The following is a 15,978-nucleotide window of genomic DNA, read 5'->3' as shown; positions in this document are numbered from 1 at the left end:
CAGTACTACACATAAAAGGTCATAACTACTTAATTTATTTACATAAAAAAATCTAAAAAATTATAAGTAGTTGAATTTCAGTATATTATAAGTTAAGATAAAAAATTAAACGAGTAATATTCACGCACACGTAGCAGGATCTCCTAAACCCGGAATCAATGCCGTTTAGTTAAGGGGATTTCCTTCTTTTCATATACCTAAAAGTCCTTTTTTTGATTGACTTTGGCTGGGGAAACCTGATCATCTTGGTGGATTATCCTTTTCCTTTTTTCCCCCGAAAGCCTTCGGGGCAGGCTATTGATGAAAAAAGAAAGAAAAAAATCTAGGCCGGTGGTATGCCTTTTAAAATGGAACATGGATTTACCCTGCGACCGAGATCCGTCACCCATTTTAATTTCCACCCGATGGCTACGACCTAAAAGTGAGTGGGTCTCGCTGTTCCACGACGCGAGCCAACTCCCTTTCTTAACGGCCTCCACCATCGGCTGGAAAACAGGCATACCAAGGGCCGTAATAAGGAAGCGATACCTTTTTTGGCTCAGGGGGGCTTATAGTTCTCGCTCAACTTGGTTACTTAAGAAAATATACCACTACATGGAATAATGATGATAATTTATCCATAAGAAACTTATTAATCGGATCCGCCTTGCAGGTATTGGGCGTTAAGAAATTAAAAAGCGGGTGGGCAAAAAGGCAGGCTTGTTTGACGAAATGCTGCCCAAGGAAAAAATATAGAACCCATATTTTCCAGATACACACTAACTAAACGGCATTGAAACCGGAATATGCATTAGCCAAAAATCTAGGCCATGGAGCCTTCTTCAAAGGCCGAATATTGGGTCTTGCTTGAATAGTTCGTTTCGATGAGGCGACGTGCAAAATCACGGATCGTCATCTAAAAAAATTCGGAAAGCTTTTATATCAGGGGTTTTGTATGGGTAGAGGGAGCTGCTGAACTAGGCTTTCAGCCTGAGTGAGGTGTTACTTTGGACACTTTCCCTATTGTGCCCTCTGTGCCTAATGTGGCTGTCAAATAAGTTAGCTACTTTACGTTACTTTCTCAACGTACCGATTACACGACCCGATTGCACGACATACCCTAACTAATCCCCTTTGGGTATTAATGGCAAAAAATAAAGGAGACATGGAAATACACTTAGCATCCTATAACAGGCTGAAAACAACCAATTAATTGTGCAAAAAAATCAAACTGAACAAGGTTAGGGTGATGACAGATGCCTGTTGTAGCAATTGTCCTTTTAGGAATTTTGTGGCCAAATAACAGTGATGTTCTACCGTCCGGACAGAAACCCCGAGCTTTTCGGCAATTTCCTTGTGGCTGACCCCCTCCAACCGACTCAGCTTAAACACCTGCTTTTGTACACCGGGAAGACTATCTATCAAGTTCAAGGCGGTCTGTTCGAACTCTTTGTATTCTAATTCTTCCAAACCGGAAACTTCATGATAAACGGGCTGAGCCATTTCCTCTAATCCCACAGTATGCTTCACCTGCCTTATCCTATTGTATACTTGATGTTTTACAGCAGTAAACAAATAACTCTTAAAATTCAATGCTTCATCTATACCACCACGTTTTTCCCAAACCTTCACAAAAACCTCCTGAACGGCGTCTTCTGCAATATCATTATTATGAAAAACACTTTTAGCAAACCCAATTACACGTGGTGCATACCGATAATACAGCTCATCAAAAGCCGCCAACTCCCCCTCTTTCATCAGAGTCACCAACTCCTTCTCTTTATATTTTATTAGTCTTCTCATAATCTGACATTTCTTAAACATAAAAATTTTTAGACAAAAAAAATAACAAAGTAAAATTTTTTAGGTTTTAATCACCTAAAAATCGATTTAATCACTTTATATATAAGTCAAAAACTACCATTTAATTTTAAAAAGAAAGCAATTGAAAGCATTATAATTTTTCATAATCACAATAAAAAATCTTCATCAGGCTAATTTCAACTGATCAACAATAGTGGTCTTAAAAAACTCCACTTAACACCAAAATCAACCGAATATAAAATGAAAAACAAACTCCACCTTCTTAACAAAGGACCATAGGAGCGAAATATTATTCAAAACCTTGTCTTTTTTTGATAAAAAACTTTCATTACTTAATCCTATGGCCTACTTTATCACTTTATTTCAAAACAACTATTAAAACATGAAACTATACTATTCATTCTTTTTCCTTTCTCTATTTGTCATAACTGGCAGCATAGCTCAAGAAAAGCCGAACATCATTGTCATCGTCAGTGATGACGCAGGATACGCTGACTTTAGCTTCCAATCGGATAAACTCACGGCTACGCCAAACATCGACAGGATCGCCCATGAAGGCGCAAAATTCACCAACGCCTATGTCACGGCCAGTGTATGCTCCCCCTCTCGGGCCGGACTGCTTTCCGGTATCAACCAACCCGAGTTTGGCCATATTTATAACTACATCAAAGGCGTGACCTATAGCATTGACCAAGATGAATATGGACTACCTCACAATGTCAAAATGATCGGGGAATACCTTCAGCCATTAGGCTATGCTACCGCAGCATTTGGCAAATGGCATGAAGGTTTTGCCGAAGAATTCCAGCCACAGCAAAAAGGCTTTGACCATTTTTGGGGATTCCTTTGGGGTTCAAACCACTACCATACAGGAAAAGCCATTGATGTCATTGACAATGGAAGACCTGTTGACGCAGCCACCATTCCTTATATGACTGATGCCATCACAGATGAGGCACTGAAGTTCGCTTCCAAAAACAGCGAAAAACCTTTCTTCCTTTACATGGCCTATAACGCCGTACACAGCCCCTTAGAGGCCAAACCTGAACATGTAGAAATGTTCAAAGGCACATTCCCCGGCGATCCTAAAAGGGACATCCTGGCCGCTATGACCTACTCCCTAGATGAAAATATCGGCAAAGTCTTCGATCAGCTGGATACAATGGGCGAGTTGGAAAACACGATTATCTTCTTCATCAATGATAATGGCGGGTCAAAGCACATCAGCGCCAACAACAGTCCCCTGAAAGGCTACAAAGGCCAACTATATGAAGGAGGCATCCGAGTTCCTTTTGCGGTAAGATGGCCCGGAAAGATCAATCGTGAAACCGTCTGCCACTCCATCACCTCAAGTCTCGACATCCTGCCAAGCATCTTGGATGCCGTAGGATATTCCAAAAGAAACCTGGAAGGAAAGTCGGTACTGGAACTTATCAACAAACCTCAGGAACAGGACCATCGTGAGCTGTACTGGCACACCAGCCAATATAATGGTGCCGTCAGATCAGGGCAGTGGAAGCTTATCGTGAACAAGGGCAACCATGAACTCTATAACTTGGACCAAGACCTGGCAGAGGAAGACGACCTGCTGGAAAGCAACCCTCAACAATACCAGAAAATGAAGGAAAAGTACGACCAATGGCTCGCCCAACTCCCCCACCCGTACTTCGTGCCGACATCAGGCAAAAACGCTTGGGTGTCGGGAGAAGGAGACTGACCTGAAGATGGATTAACCGACCTCTGCTAAATCCCTCAGCACTAGTCCTAGCTGGGGGATTTAGGGTGTGGTCACTTCTATCTCCCATTTATCTTTCAGCTGCTCACCCACCTGTCCAAAAACCAAGCGATAAACCACCTCCTGCTCCCAAACCTGTAACAGCCGAGGATCCTCTACAGGCCATTCCTCGATGGTTAACGACAGCTTATCTGCAGGATAATGCACTATCATCTCCTGGCCATTGGGCAATGTGATGGTGACCATCCCTTCTGCTGATTTTTCTGGACGGTAAAGGCTCATAAAATGCACCTCAGACCCGGCCACCCTCTTATCCAATGAAAACTGGTCCGCAATCGTAAATGCTCCTTTTTTCCTGTCCAACTCATAATTCCTATTCCAAAATTCACTCGCCGCCGACTCATCATAGGCATGGCTTATCTCCACACCAAAACGAATGAATCGCTTCCCTTCGGAAAAATCCACCGATGATGCCTTAAAGTCATTGCCATTTTGCTGCGGCACGCCGTTGATCTGGGGAAGGTTATGAAAATCCGACTGCATGGTCCAGATATCATAGCGATCTTTGCTAAAGGTTTTGGCCGAGTACGTTTCTACTCCTACATCGATAAAAACTGGGTTCCCTTGATAATAAAGCACAAATGTCCCCACATCATTATGGTTATGGCTTTCATTATTGTGGCCACCTTTTGCGGCAAAAAACAACCCATCATCACCCCGCCCTCCAGCGACTTCTGTCTCCGGATACCAAAAGTAAGGCGCTTTCTCTTGATAGGCTTTTTGGGATTCCAGCTTCCGGTACTCCATAAGATTATGAATCGTGCGATCCAAGCTTCCCTTCAGCAGCCATTGATCCAAATCCTCCTTCTGGGCCACATCGGCAGCAAATCCCTTCAGTCGTTCATCCGAAATATACTGACCGTATCGAAATATAATCCCTGGATGCGCCTTTAGCCTAGCTGACGCATCCGCAAAATTCACGTAATAGTCATCTGCTATATGGACTTCCCTAATATAATTCCCCATGTTCTGGATCACTGAAGCTTGTCCTACATCTACTTGTCCCTTTGACAGTGTCTTGAGCAGCTCCAGGTATTCCAGCATTTTTCCGGCAGCATGGTCCCAATAAGCTGGTCCCTCTTCACAGGCACCATCAGCCTTGTAATAATTGATAAATTGGTCCACCGAGCGTGCACTCTTCTCTACCACCTGCCGAAGTCGTTCTTGGTCATTCTCCACCAGAGAAGCCGTCAGCAGGACGTTATAGTTGCACCAAGGATTCCAGTTATTGACAAAAGAAGAATCAAAACCCATCCACCAAAAATCGTCTCTGGCCAAATAGGGACTGATGATCCGTTCCTCCAGTTCAATCTTTATTCTTCTGGCCAATAGCGGCGAAATGGTTTCAAAATCATTCCTAAAATAAAAATGGATCCAAGAAAGCAGATTGGCCACTTCCCCTGCGCCCAAATCAATGACGGGTTCCTCCACATCGGGCATCCCAGACTTATCCTCCTGAGCGCTCAAATGGGCAGACAACACCCACGTGGATTGTTCGCACATGGCCCAAACTCCATCCATGATGGCATCAAGGTAAGTTCCATCTTGTACCAGCAGTTCGGCCAGCACCAAACTCTTCAGTGCTTTTGTCCGCTGGTTTTGGTAAGACTGCATCCTGGTGCGATTTCCATTGCGTACAAAATCCATATATGCCGACACCGGTATAGCGGGCCATTCATATTCCATGGCTTTATTGCCTTCCTTCACCAACTGACCTTGGATCTCTTTCGGAAGCTGAACGAGCTGCTCGTGAACAGCGGCTCTATCAGAAAAAATTGCCTGTGGATCCATTGCCCAAGAAGAGAAATCTCCTGATTGGTTTATTTCCTTCGTCAATAAATCCCGTTTTTGCTGTGCTGACACCCCAAAAATCACCCCTATCAACAAACAGCACAAAGCTATTCCTCGTCCAGTAAAAATCACGTTACTTTTCATCAGTTATTGTTTTTTATACGATCGTCATGCGCTTGACCTTCGTAGCCCATGACGATCCATTGGATATTGTTATTTTCTTTTTATGGCCTTTCGTACTTCGGTATAATCATCACCTATGATGACGACATAGTACAGGCCATTTTTCATCCCGGTCAGGTCCAGCTCATACTCATAGCCATTGACATCTTGCTTTTCTAGAACGACCTCTCCTGTCCGCTGCCTGATCACCACCTGACGAATGAGCCGCTCAGAAGTCACGGTCCCCATTCCTTCCAATGGATTGGGGAAAAGCAACACCTTGTTTTTAGGGCTTGGCTTTAGCTCTTCAGCAACGACCTCAGGCTCCAACACATATTGGATTTTCGGATATCGGCTGCCATCACTGTTCTCTCCTGAGGCAAACGAAGTGTAGACTCCAGAGGCCGTGGACACCACTTTAAATGCTACTGTATCCTGTTGGGGCGCCACTTGCTGCAGGTAGCCCGTAATATCAAATTCCACTGGCCCTTCTTGTGCACTTCCTGGGATGGTCTGGAGCAAGGCACCTGAAGTAGGCCTAGTATTCCAAGTAAGGCCTTCGGCGCTATTTCCCTGCCAATTGCCCACTCCTTCTTCCCAACTCGCGTCCGTCACACCGTACAGCTCCCAAGACGTGGCACTCGCTGACCGCATACTATACAGCTGGATCGTTGCCTGCTGTACGGGAGCGGTGAGATCGGATAGCGCAAACTTAAGGTAAATCTCCCGGTCATAGCCTCCATTTTGGGCTACGAGATATCCTGCGGTTCCATAGTTTTTATCACTGGCGTCACCATTGGCATCAGCCCTCTGGACAAAGGTATCTGCTACTACTGGCAGACTCCCCTCTTCGCCTCCTGCAATTTCGGTTTTGTAGATCACCAAAACGGGACGACGCGCTGGATCGGCATGTTCCCTTGAAGCAAACTGCGCATCGGTTTTGCTGCCTTGAAAGGTACCGGAGATATTGACCGAAAAAGCCCCATCTCCAGACAAACTTCCCAAAACTGCACCCGTCACGTCCAGCTCCACAAACTGCCCTGCGGGAACACCGGGGATCTGACCGAGCAGACTATCCTTCACAGGCATATTATTCCACGTAATGCCCGCCTCCTGCCAGGTATCATCTGACACATGATGGATTTCCCAATTGGTATCCGTCACGGTCGTATTGGCATTGTTTACCCACAGCCGAAGCTTCACACTGTCCAACTGACTGCTCAAATTAGTCGTGTTAAATTTAAGGAAACTTTCTCGGTGATACCCTGAACCGTCCTTTTTTACCACCAGATTTCCTGTGGGGTAGTTGGTGCCTGCATAGCTACCGTCCCGCACATAGGCATCGGCCACTGCTCCAAGCACCTGCGGCTCCACCAGTTGTTCAAATGCCGGTGAACTTTGGTTGATTTCTCCTGACACGCTGCTCCCTGCGAGATCCCCTTCGGGCAAGGAGAGGTCCACCATTTTCATTTCGCCCAATGCAGTAGTTTCTATTCCGACCCTCAGCACACCGGAATTCCCCTGGGTTGGGTCTGCCGCGGTCACATGAAGCGTAGAGGTACTGCCTCCTTTGAGCAACAATACGCATGGTTTACTCACATTGACCTTTATACTGTCCAGAAGATAACTCCCTGAACGATAAAAAACCGCCTGCACCATATCCAACCCACTATGCCTGGCCGCTTGGACGGTATCTGAATTGACCAAAATCTCCACTTCATTGGTACCAAAGTTGGCGGTTGCCTGTTGCGTGGCTCCGGGCAGTAAGATATAAGCATAGCTGTCGTTTACGGGAGTGGTCCCGTGTTCAAACCACAATTTGAACACCTCTTCGGTCACTTGGGCGGAAGACTGTGTTTGGTTTATACTGCTCCAGCTGCCTGATTGGCTTTGGTTGTTTAGTTTCACTTGGCCTCCTTCAGGAAACACATAGCCGACGTCATTGTGCCATGCCCAATTGAGGTTATCTGAAAAAGCATGGCTCCCAGAAGTCAATGTAGCTCCCCCACTACCAGTATCGGCCACCACACTTCCTTCCAATAGGGCTTGGTTAATGGTCGTGTTGATCGCCTCTGGCGCAGTAGCATTGATCGCCGCTCCCAAACAAATTACTGCCTCGTCAAAAAAGAACCATGCTTTTTTGGCTTTGGTATTGTAATCATCCATATCATAGACCGAGGCTCCATATTGGCCATCGGACACTCCTCCTACAAAATTGGTTTTCCCTGGATTGCTGCCCCATGATGACCTCGGCGTAAAAGAAGTGATCGCAGGAGTAGTGGCACCGGGGATTTTGTTCCAGTCCCAAACAGGGTAAACCCCAAAATATTCATCACCATCTACCGCAATATAAGTGGCTCCGTCTGTTAAAAAGTGCCCCTTAATATTTTCACCATTGCCCATTTCAGACTTTACGGTCCGAGTGGAGACATTGCGCAGCCCCACCATATAGTCAGGACGGTGGTGTATGGTATAATCTGACTGCCAATAATGTAAATGCTCTGGCGTCACTCCATAATCAGGGCTTTCTTGCGCCCGCATCCTAGCAATGACCGTATCGTAGCTGGCGTGGTACTGGGGCAAATCAACATTCTTGACCTGCTCGATCAGGTTCACATCCGCACGCCCTACACCTGAGCGGGTAATGCTTCTCCCAAAGGCATTAAAATCGGCATATGCACCACGGGAAGTCTTGATGAATCCATTCCTGACAAAATCCGAAAATATGGCTACTTTTTCTGGAGGATAGGCATAGGAAGTACCCGTTATGTTCACTGCGATGTTTCTGATCCCCGACACATACTCCCTTCCATATCCATAGATGTAAAGCTGCGCTCCGTGCGCCATATAGGAATTGTCCCGCTTGATGCCTTCACCTGCACTGATTTTGATCGAATTGCCCGTTTCGGTCACGGCATGCTGCATCAGGCCACTGTCTTCGGTCAGGCAAGCTCGCATGATATAGTGCTGCCCAATGTCCGTAAGATTGGAACCATCCTTTCCGGGGGAAACGGTCATGGAAACACCTTTGTCCATCCATTCGATCATACTGCTTTCCAATGTCGAGTCAATACCCACCGGGGTAGTTCTTAGCGCAATAAGGATGTTCCCAATATCCTTGGGCACCTTGATACTGAGGAACCACCAGTTGGTACTGTAGGGAACTGGACTAAGCCCCAGCCAATACTCCATGGCAGTGGTAATATCTGCCAATAAAGTGGAGTCCCCGTAGTAACTGCTCTCTGTCCTCGAATAGGCCTTGGCCAACACACTTACCCGTTCATAATGCTTTACAGGCTGCCAATTGGTCTGGGACTGATCAGCATAATTAATATCCGGCCAACTCCCGTCAATGTCCATACTGGCACGTACTGAAGCCACCTGGCTGTCCAGGTTCGTCGTGGAAGGCGACTGCTGATAATCAGCAAAGATCCGTTCCATTATGACATCAAAATCACTCTGGGCAAATCCCTGCAACTGAATACAGCAGCCCAATACTACAATGGCTAAAAGTCTTATATATTTCATAATTGTAAAAGGTTAATATGAATAAAAAAAGGGACCCAGCCTGAGCCATGGTCCCTTTATCCAACTTACACTACCAATTAGGATTCTGCTCCAGTGCAGGATTCAGCCCAAGTTCATTGATGGGCAGTGGCCAGAGATAATCCCGATCAGGATCAAAACTTCGGTTTTCCTCTGCTTGAAGAAGAATGATATTGTCTTCTGTCAGGTTTGGCGTAACCTCCGTACCATATTCTTCAAAGTAATAATTCCCTAGTACCGCTTGCGGCATTACTTCCTCGGCAGTTTTCCAACGGATCAAATCCCAATACCGGAACCCTTCCAAGGCCAGCTCCACTCTTCTCTCTCTTCTGATTTCTTGTAGCATTTCGAGCCCATTGGCACTGGCAAAGGCATTGCTCAGTTCGCTAACCCCTGCGCGCTGGCGGAGCAGATTAACGCTATTGTCCAGCTCTTCATCGGTTATGCTACCATTCAATTCGTAAACAGCTTCTGCATAATTCAATAGAACTTCTGCATACCTGATAATGGTGTAGTCGATATACGACCGTGAATTTTGCCAGTCAGTGATATTGGCGTACCGCCTGTTCGCAAATCCCGTTCTGACAAATGACAGATTGGGAACATTGAACACCGGCTGGGTACCGATATATTCATCTCCTTCTTTATAAAACGTATCGGACATTCTTGGGTCCCTGTTATCAAAAACCTCCAAAATACTCTGGGGCTCTGAATACAGCGGGGACTTATCCATCGGAAGGCCATCCACCATCAGATAGGCATCGGCCAGCGACTTGGTGGGATTTGAAGCACCTGTCTCCAGCGTTCTCTGGGCAGTATGACTGGTGATGGATTCAGAAACATTCACACCGTATTGTCTCACCAGGATATTCTCCTTGTTTCCTGGCCCTTCACCTTCATACTGATACAGGTCAAAATAAGACCCAAACAAATCATGCTCACCAGAATTCATGCAAGCCTCTGCAGCTTCCTTGGCAAGGGTAAGGTGCATCTGAGGATCGCCGTAGCCGTGATATTTTGACCGTGTTCCCTCAAATAGCGCTACCCTTGATTTGAAGGCCCATGCAGCAGTATTGGTGATTCGTCCATAATCAGCCCCGTCCAGTTCCGATGGAGCAGGCAAATTAGCTGTTCCTTCGTCCAAATCCTCGTAGATGAGTGCCAACACCTCTGCTCTTGGTGCAGCAGGCGCAAACAGTTCCTCTGAATTTTCGGCCAATGTCGTTCCTATCAGCGGCACATCACCGTAACGTTTCACCAATCTAAAATACGCCCAGGCCCTGAAGAATTTCGCCTCGGCTACATAGCGATCGACCACCGCCGGATCCACTCCACTTTCCAATGCTCTAGGTGCTTTTTCTATGATGTTATTAGCAGCCCTGATCAAAAAATAGGCATTATTATAATTCCCATCTGTGGCAGGAGCAATGCGTGTCCCATCACTGACGGTATTTGGTGACTTGCCAAATGCATCATCCGACCATACATCGGAGGTCACCGGCAAGGCGGGCAAGTAAGTATAAAGGTAGTTTGCCGCCAGTTTCAGGTCATTTTCATTCCTCCAAAAAGCCGGGTCGCTCAACTGGGTTTCTGGCAGCCTGTTTACATCACAACTACCAAGGCCAACAATTAAGGCCATCAAACCTGCCATTATATATATTTTGCTATACTTCATTGTTTCTAGGATTTAATTTCGAGTTTAGGTTTAGAAGGATAGGTTAAGCCCCACTGCCAATGTGCCAAAGAAAGGATAGTCAGCACGGACATTATTGGAATTTTCAGGATCAAAAACCCCATCAAACACGCCCATGCTGGTAAATGTCAGCACATCCTGACCTGTCACAAAGATCCTTGCCCGGTTTACCTTCACCCGATTGATCAAGGACGCTGGCAACGAATACCCAACCTGGAAGTTCTTTAGCCTAATATAGCTACCGTCCAGCACCCACCGATCAGAGGGAAGGTAGTTATGATGTCCATTCAAATAAGGCCGTGGAAATGCCGCATCGGTATGCTCAGGAGTCCAATAATCCTGATGATGTTTCATCGGCATAAACCAACTTTGGCTGAGCGGCATGATCATGTCACGGGTGGGCATAAAGCTTCTTTTCCCTACCCCTTGGAAGAAAATGGACAGATCGAAATTTTTCCACTGTGCAGAGGCCGTTAGACCAAACAGGTACCTTTGCTGATTGGTCCCAAGCAGCATAAGATCACCGGCATCATCCGTTGTTCCATTCCCCACGGTAATCCTATCGTCTCCATCTTGATTGACATATTGGATATCTCCAGGGCCTGTACGATTGTCCTGAAAAGCCGCAGCATCTACCTGATCTGCTGACGTGAAGTACCCCGGAGCCGTCTCATATCCCCAGATGGTGTTTAATGGAAATCCTTCGATAATGTTATTTTCTCCTGCACTCACCACGTTTCTTCCCGAATATTCGATCAACTCATTCTGGTTGTCACTAAGGTTAAAACCAACCGTATAATTAAAGTCTTCATTTACACGATCCCGATAATTGACCGCCAATTCCCATCCCCAAGATTTCAAAACACCGTTATTTATTTTAGGAGTACCAACGCCAAAAGTCGCCGGCAGCTGGAGGGGAGTAAGCATGTTTCTATTGTGCTTGACATAGTAATCGAAGCTCATCTGTAACTTATTCTCCAATAAGCCCAAATCTACGCCGCCGTTCCACGTCTCGATCGTCTCCCAGGAAAGTTCTGAGGAAGGAACGGAAGATTGATAAAAATAAGTTGATCGTGTCTCATCGCTGCCCATTACCAACGAAGAACCCCTGGATAGCACATTCAGGTAATCATAATACCCGATAATATCTCCGCCAAGTGCACTGCCTAACTGGCCCCATGAAGCCCTTAGCTTAAATTCAGAAAGGAAAGGCAGCGTATTCCCAAAAAAGTCTTCCCTGTGCATATTCCAACCTACGGATGCAGCCGGAAAAACCTTGGTTCTCAAATCAGGAGCCAAACGAGAGCTTTCATCCATTCGCAGTGTCCCCTCAAATAGGAACCGTTCGTCATAACTGTAGTTAATCCTTCCAAATACCGATTGGTTGGCAAAAGTGTTGATACTCTGGGTAGCCACTTTGGTATTATCATCCCCCAAGTTCAGCGTAGGCAGATCATTATTGATCAAGTTGCTCGCTCTAGAGTACAGTCTGGTCCATCTGAAGTCCTCCCACTGGTACCCGGCCAGCACATGAAACACATGCTGATCCGCTAAGGTCAGGTCATAATCCACCAACATCTGGAAGCTGGTATTGACCGTATTATCTTGATACAATTCGTATGTATTGGGATTGTTCAACACATAAGCAGGTCCATCGCCACCGCGGTCCCATAAGTCGACCGTTCTGGCAAAACGCTCCCTATCTGCTCTTCTGTATTGCCTGCCAAAAATAGACCGTATGGTCAGGCCTTTTACCACATCCTTCAATGTCCCTGTAAACACCCCGTCAAAATCATTCCTTTGGGTATTATCATATCCACCTTGGGACAAATAAGCATAGGTGTTGTTTCCTGAAGTCCCTGCTCCGCCAAACAGCTCGCCCTCTGGGGTAAAAACAGGAAACCGCTGCCGGGCTTGATATACTTGTTGCAATAGGCCATACCCACTGGCTCCACGAGAAGGGGATTCCGTATAGTGGTTGGCATAAGAAATCCTCGAATCAAGTGATAGATGCTCCGTTAGTTTGGCTCCTAAATTAAACCGGGCATTGTACCTCTCGAAACTATCCGGTCCCAGTTTAAAGACACCTTTTTTGTCATAATAGCCCAGTGAAACCAAGTAATCTATGTTTTCTGAGCCACCTCTGGCGCTTAGATTATGCGTCTGCATAGGGGAAGACTCCCTTAGTACCTGGTCCCTAATGCTTTGTTGGTTATAGGTCACCCATTTATTGGGGTTGGTTTCGCTTGGCACAAACTCGACGCCGTCACGAATGTACTGCAAGGCTTGTTCGTTGTACTCTGGCCCTAGGCCTGCATTGGCCCTGGCCAGATTGGAGTATAACGCTTCATCCAATAGTGAAAGCCTTTCTGGCACATTCAGCGCCCATTCTGTACCGAACTGATTGGAGTATTCAAACGTCGTCTTTCCTTTTTTTCCACCTTTGGTCTTCACCAAGATCACTCCCCCGGCGGCCTGAGCACCATAAATAGCCGCTGCGGCAGCATCTTTTAGGACAGTGACTGACTCGATATCATTGGGGTTGATGGTTTGCAACGTAAAGAGCGGTGATGGCACACCGTCTACCATCAAGAGCGGGTCCACAGCACCATTGGCCGAGGTCACGCCCCTTACCTGAATGCCCACATTCTCATTTCCCGGCTGACCTCCGGAACGGGTGATATTAAGACCAGGAGTGGTGCCTTGAAGGGCATTTGCCACGTTGCTCACTGGCCTGTTCTCCAAAGCCTTGGCTTCTACGGTGGATACTGCTCCGGTCAGATTAGCTTTTTTCTGGGTACCATACCCTACCACTACGACCTCTTCCAGATCACCCACATCCTCCAGTAAGGTCACCGAAATCACCTCCTTGTGGGCCACCGTAATCTCTTGTGATTCAAAACCTATAAAGGAAAAGACCAAAACGGCATCGTCGGAAACATTCTCAAATGAAAATGTACCATCCAGATCTGTTACGGTCACCCTTTTGGTTCCTTTGACGATTACATTGACCCCTGGAATAGGGATTCCTTCTTCATCCAGTACCTTTCCTGAAATATTGCGTTCCTCTATGATCTCTTCTGAGGCTGCGGCATTCTTTGCGGCAACATGAATGGTATTGTTCACTTGGGTAAACCGCACATTGTGATCCCGAGACAACTCTTCCAACACATGAAGCAACGATTGACTGTTGACATTGAGGGATATGTTTTTCTCGTTAGAAAGCTCCTCCTCCATAAATGCCACATGGAAAGCAGTGGATGATTCAATTTCCTTAAGGACTTGAATCATACTGGCATTCTTCATGCGCAAAGACACCTGTACATCCTCCAGCTTTTGGTGCCGGGTCCAAGTCGAATTGGCATAAGCATACTGATGGGCAGATAGGTCGCCAAGACTTATGAGTACAGCCGCGACGAACATCCCCAAATATTTCAATTTGGAAAGTAGGTGTGTTTTCATTTTTCTTTGGTTATGGTTAACATTACTATTTTATTTTGGGTTTTTATTTAATAGATATTCATAGAGAGATGGTCACTTGTTTGCCATTGATCTTGAATTGAAATCCAAGAACTGAGGACATTCCTGTAAGGACATTTTCAAGGGACTGGTTGTCATATTTTCCCGTATAGGATTTATCGATTGTCAGCGCAGGATCCACCGAAATGGCCACTCCATACCAGTCTTCCAACCGACCGAACACCGCCTCAAAAGACTCATCTTCAAATGCCAATATCCCGTCCTTCCAGCCTAGCTGATAGGTAGGGTCAAAATGGCTTTTGATCAATTGGCCACTGCTTACATCTAACCGGGTCATTTCTGTTTTGGCAAGGATTTCTTGATTGCCTGCGTAGGAGTTGACTTTTACCTTCCCAGAGGCCACTGCCACTTCAAAACGTTTGCCTTCTGCATCATTTAACACATCAAATGAGGTCCCCAACACTTGGACATCCATATGGTCTGTCTCCACAATAAAAGGTGCTGCTTCGTTTCTGGTTACTTCAAAAAATGCCTGTCCAATGAGTTTTACCTGCCTTAAGCTATCCGTAAAAGCTATAGGAAACTCCAATGAGCTGCTGGAGTTCAGCTTCACCAGTGTGCCGTCCGGTAAGTAAAAGCTCGATTTGGTCCCTTTGGAGGTTTGCTTGACCACCATGCGTTCTTTTGTCAGCTCCGGTGTGGCCATTTCCGGCTCAAACACCCCGAAAAAATTGGCGGTAAGAATGGCCAAGATGACAAAACACGCAGCCATTAAACCCCAATTGCCCCACCTTTTTCGCTTGGGCTTGGTGCTCCATAGCATTTCCTGCCGCTTTTTTTGACCCGCATATTGTCTGACATGTCCTAGTATATCGGCTTTCTCATCGCTGTCAAGTTGATGAATGTGCTTGGGCTCTATGGCGTTGACCACTGCCTTGATATCTCTCAAAACTGCCGCTTTGTCTGGATTATTTACCATCCATGCTTGCCAATACTTGTCCGATTCTTGATCAGGCGCTATCAGCCATTGGATGAAATACTCATCCTCCAGCAACTCCCTAAAAACAATACTTTTGAAATCCATATACTAAAATTCCTTATAGTAGGCTACTTTTGTATTGTAGAGAGGGAAAATCACCAAAAGACCACTCCATTATTCGTTTTTTTTCAAAAAATTCTGAACACTAGGTTTTACATCGTGGTCAAATGGTCTAATTGCCTATAATCAGTGAAGGTTTCAAAGTGGCTTCAAGTCAAAAAAACAGGTGCCACGAAGGCGCCAAGACACTAAGGGAGTGGAAAAAACTGGTGCTGCGACAGCTGGGCTGCGGAATAGGGGGACTTGGTTTTTTAACTCAATAGTACACTTGCTTATTGCTTTGGGAACTAAGGCTGGATGCTAAGAAATAGAAAAAGTAAGGCAAGGTCTTCTTGGTGACGTAGTGTCTTTGTGGCAATAAAAACAGGTGCCACGAAGGCGCCAAGACACTAAGGGGGTGGGAAAAAACTGGTGCTGCGACGACAGCTGGGCTGCGGAATCGGGGGGCTTGGTTTTTTATCTCCATAGTACACCTTGCTTAATGCTTTGGGAACTAAGCTTGGATGCTAAGAAATAGAAAAAGCAAGGTAAGGTGCTCTTAGTGACGTAGTGCCTTTGTGGCAATAAAAACAGGTGCCACGAAGGCGCCAAGACACTAAGGGGGGAAAC

At 46.0% G+C, this 15,978-nt stretch carries 8 protein-coding genes; 1 reads left to right on the top strand and 7 read right to left on the bottom strand.

Annotated elements, in window-relative coordinates; genetic code table 11:
* Window positions 1-197: 197 nt before the first annotated feature.
* Window positions 198-500: a hypothetical protein gene (locus tag DN752_RS24525; protein WP_162633237.1), complete on the bottom strand. Its 303-nt coding sequence runs from the start codon at window positions 498-500 to the stop codon at window positions 198-200.
* Window positions 501-1,188: 688 nt separating this feature from the next.
* Entirely contained in the window at window positions 1,189-1,782 is a 594-nt protein-coding gene (locus tag DN752_RS16530; protein WP_245949273.1) for an RNA polymerase sigma factor, read from the bottom strand.
* Between the two features lie 403 nt (window positions 1,783-2,185).
* Here DN752_RS16530 and DN752_RS16525 point away from each other — a divergent pair, with 403 nt between their 5' ends.
* The gene (locus DN752_RS16525; protein WP_112784973.1) at window positions 2,186-3,520 is read left to right on the top strand and encodes a sulfatase-like hydrolase/transferase; all 1,335 of its coding nucleotides are present in this window, start codon (window positions 2,186-2,188) and stop codon (window positions 3,518-3,520) included.
* A gap of 60 nt (window positions 3,521-3,580) precedes the next feature.
* On the opposite strand, the gene DN752_RS16520 is transcribed toward DN752_RS16525, so the two are convergent.
* The 5 genes from DN752_RS16520 to DN752_RS16500 all read right to left on the bottom strand — a co-directional run bounded on the left by DN752_RS16520 (window position 3,581) and on the right by DN752_RS16500 (window position 15,354).
* Entirely contained in the window at window positions 3,581-5,533 is a 1,953-nt protein-coding gene (locus tag DN752_RS16520) for a heparinase II/III domain-containing protein (protein WP_112784972.1), read from the bottom strand.
* A gap of 69 nt (window positions 5,534-5,602) precedes the next feature.
* A complete protein-coding gene (locus DN752_RS16515) occupies window positions 5,603-9,079 on the bottom strand; it encodes a polysaccharide lyase family 8 super-sandwich domain-containing protein (protein WP_112784971.1) in 3,477 nt (1,158 codons plus the stop codon).
* Window positions 9,080-9,149: 70 nt separating this feature from the next.
* Window positions 9,150-10,772, bottom strand: coding sequence for a RagB/SusD family nutrient uptake outer membrane protein (locus tag DN752_RS16510; RefSeq protein ID WP_112784970.1), 1,623 nt, complete (start codon window positions 10,770-10,772; stop codon window positions 9,150-9,152).
* A gap of 30 nt (window positions 10,773-10,802) precedes the next feature.
* Window positions 10,803-14,252, bottom strand: a complete 3,450-nt coding sequence (locus DN752_RS16505; RefSeq protein ID WP_112784969.1) for a SusC/RagA family TonB-linked outer membrane protein — start codon at window positions 14,250-14,252, stop codon at window positions 10,803-10,805.
* A gap of 58 nt (window positions 14,253-14,310) precedes the next feature.
* Window positions 14,311-15,354: a FecR family protein gene (locus DN752_RS16500; protein WP_112784968.1), complete on the bottom strand. Its 1,044-nt coding sequence runs from the start codon at window positions 15,352-15,354 to the stop codon at window positions 14,311-14,313.
* Window positions 15,355-15,978: the final 624 nt, after the last annotated feature.

Origin of the sequence: Echinicola strongylocentroti (assembly GCF_003260975.1) — a bacterium.
Classification (GTDB): Bacteria; Bacteroidota; Bacteroidia; order Cytophagales; family Cyclobacteriaceae; genus Echinicola; species Echinicola strongylocentroti.
Note: the sequence above shows the minus strand (reverse complement) of the source record. Positions and strands in the feature narration are given on the sequence as shown.

What these genes read in the sequence shown, in the direction of transcription:
- DN752_RS24525 (WP_162633237.1), bottom strand. Translation starts at nt 500, where the DNA reads ATGCCTGTTTTCCAGCCGATGGTGGAGGCCGTTAAGAAAGGGAGTTGG.
- DN752_RS16530 (WP_245949273.1), bottom strand. Translation starts at nt 1,782, where the DNA reads ATGAGAAGACTAATAAAATATAAAGAGAAGGAGTTGGTGACTCTGATG.
- DN752_RS16525 (WP_112784973.1), top strand. Translation starts at nt 2,186, where the DNA reads ATGAAACTATACTATTCATTCTTTTTCCTTTCTCTATTTGTCATAACT.
- DN752_RS16520 (WP_112784972.1), bottom strand. Translation starts at nt 5,533, where the DNA reads ATGAAAAGTAACGTGATTTTTACTGGACGAGGAATAGCTTTGTGCTGT.
- DN752_RS16515 (WP_112784971.1), bottom strand. Translation starts at nt 9,079, where the DNA reads ATGAAATATATAAGACTTTTAGCCATTGTAGTATTGGGCTGCTGTATT.
- DN752_RS16510 (WP_112784970.1), bottom strand. Translation starts at nt 10,772, where the DNA reads ATGAAGTATAGCAAAATATATATAATGGCAGGTTTGATGGCCTTAATT.
- DN752_RS16505 (WP_112784969.1), bottom strand. Translation starts at nt 14,252, where the DNA reads ATGAAAACACACCTACTTTCCAAATTGAAATATTTGGGGATGTTCGTC.
- DN752_RS16500 (WP_112784968.1), bottom strand. Translation starts at nt 15,354, where the DNA reads ATGGATTTCAAAAGTATTGTTTTTAGGGAGTTGCTGGAGGATGAGTAT.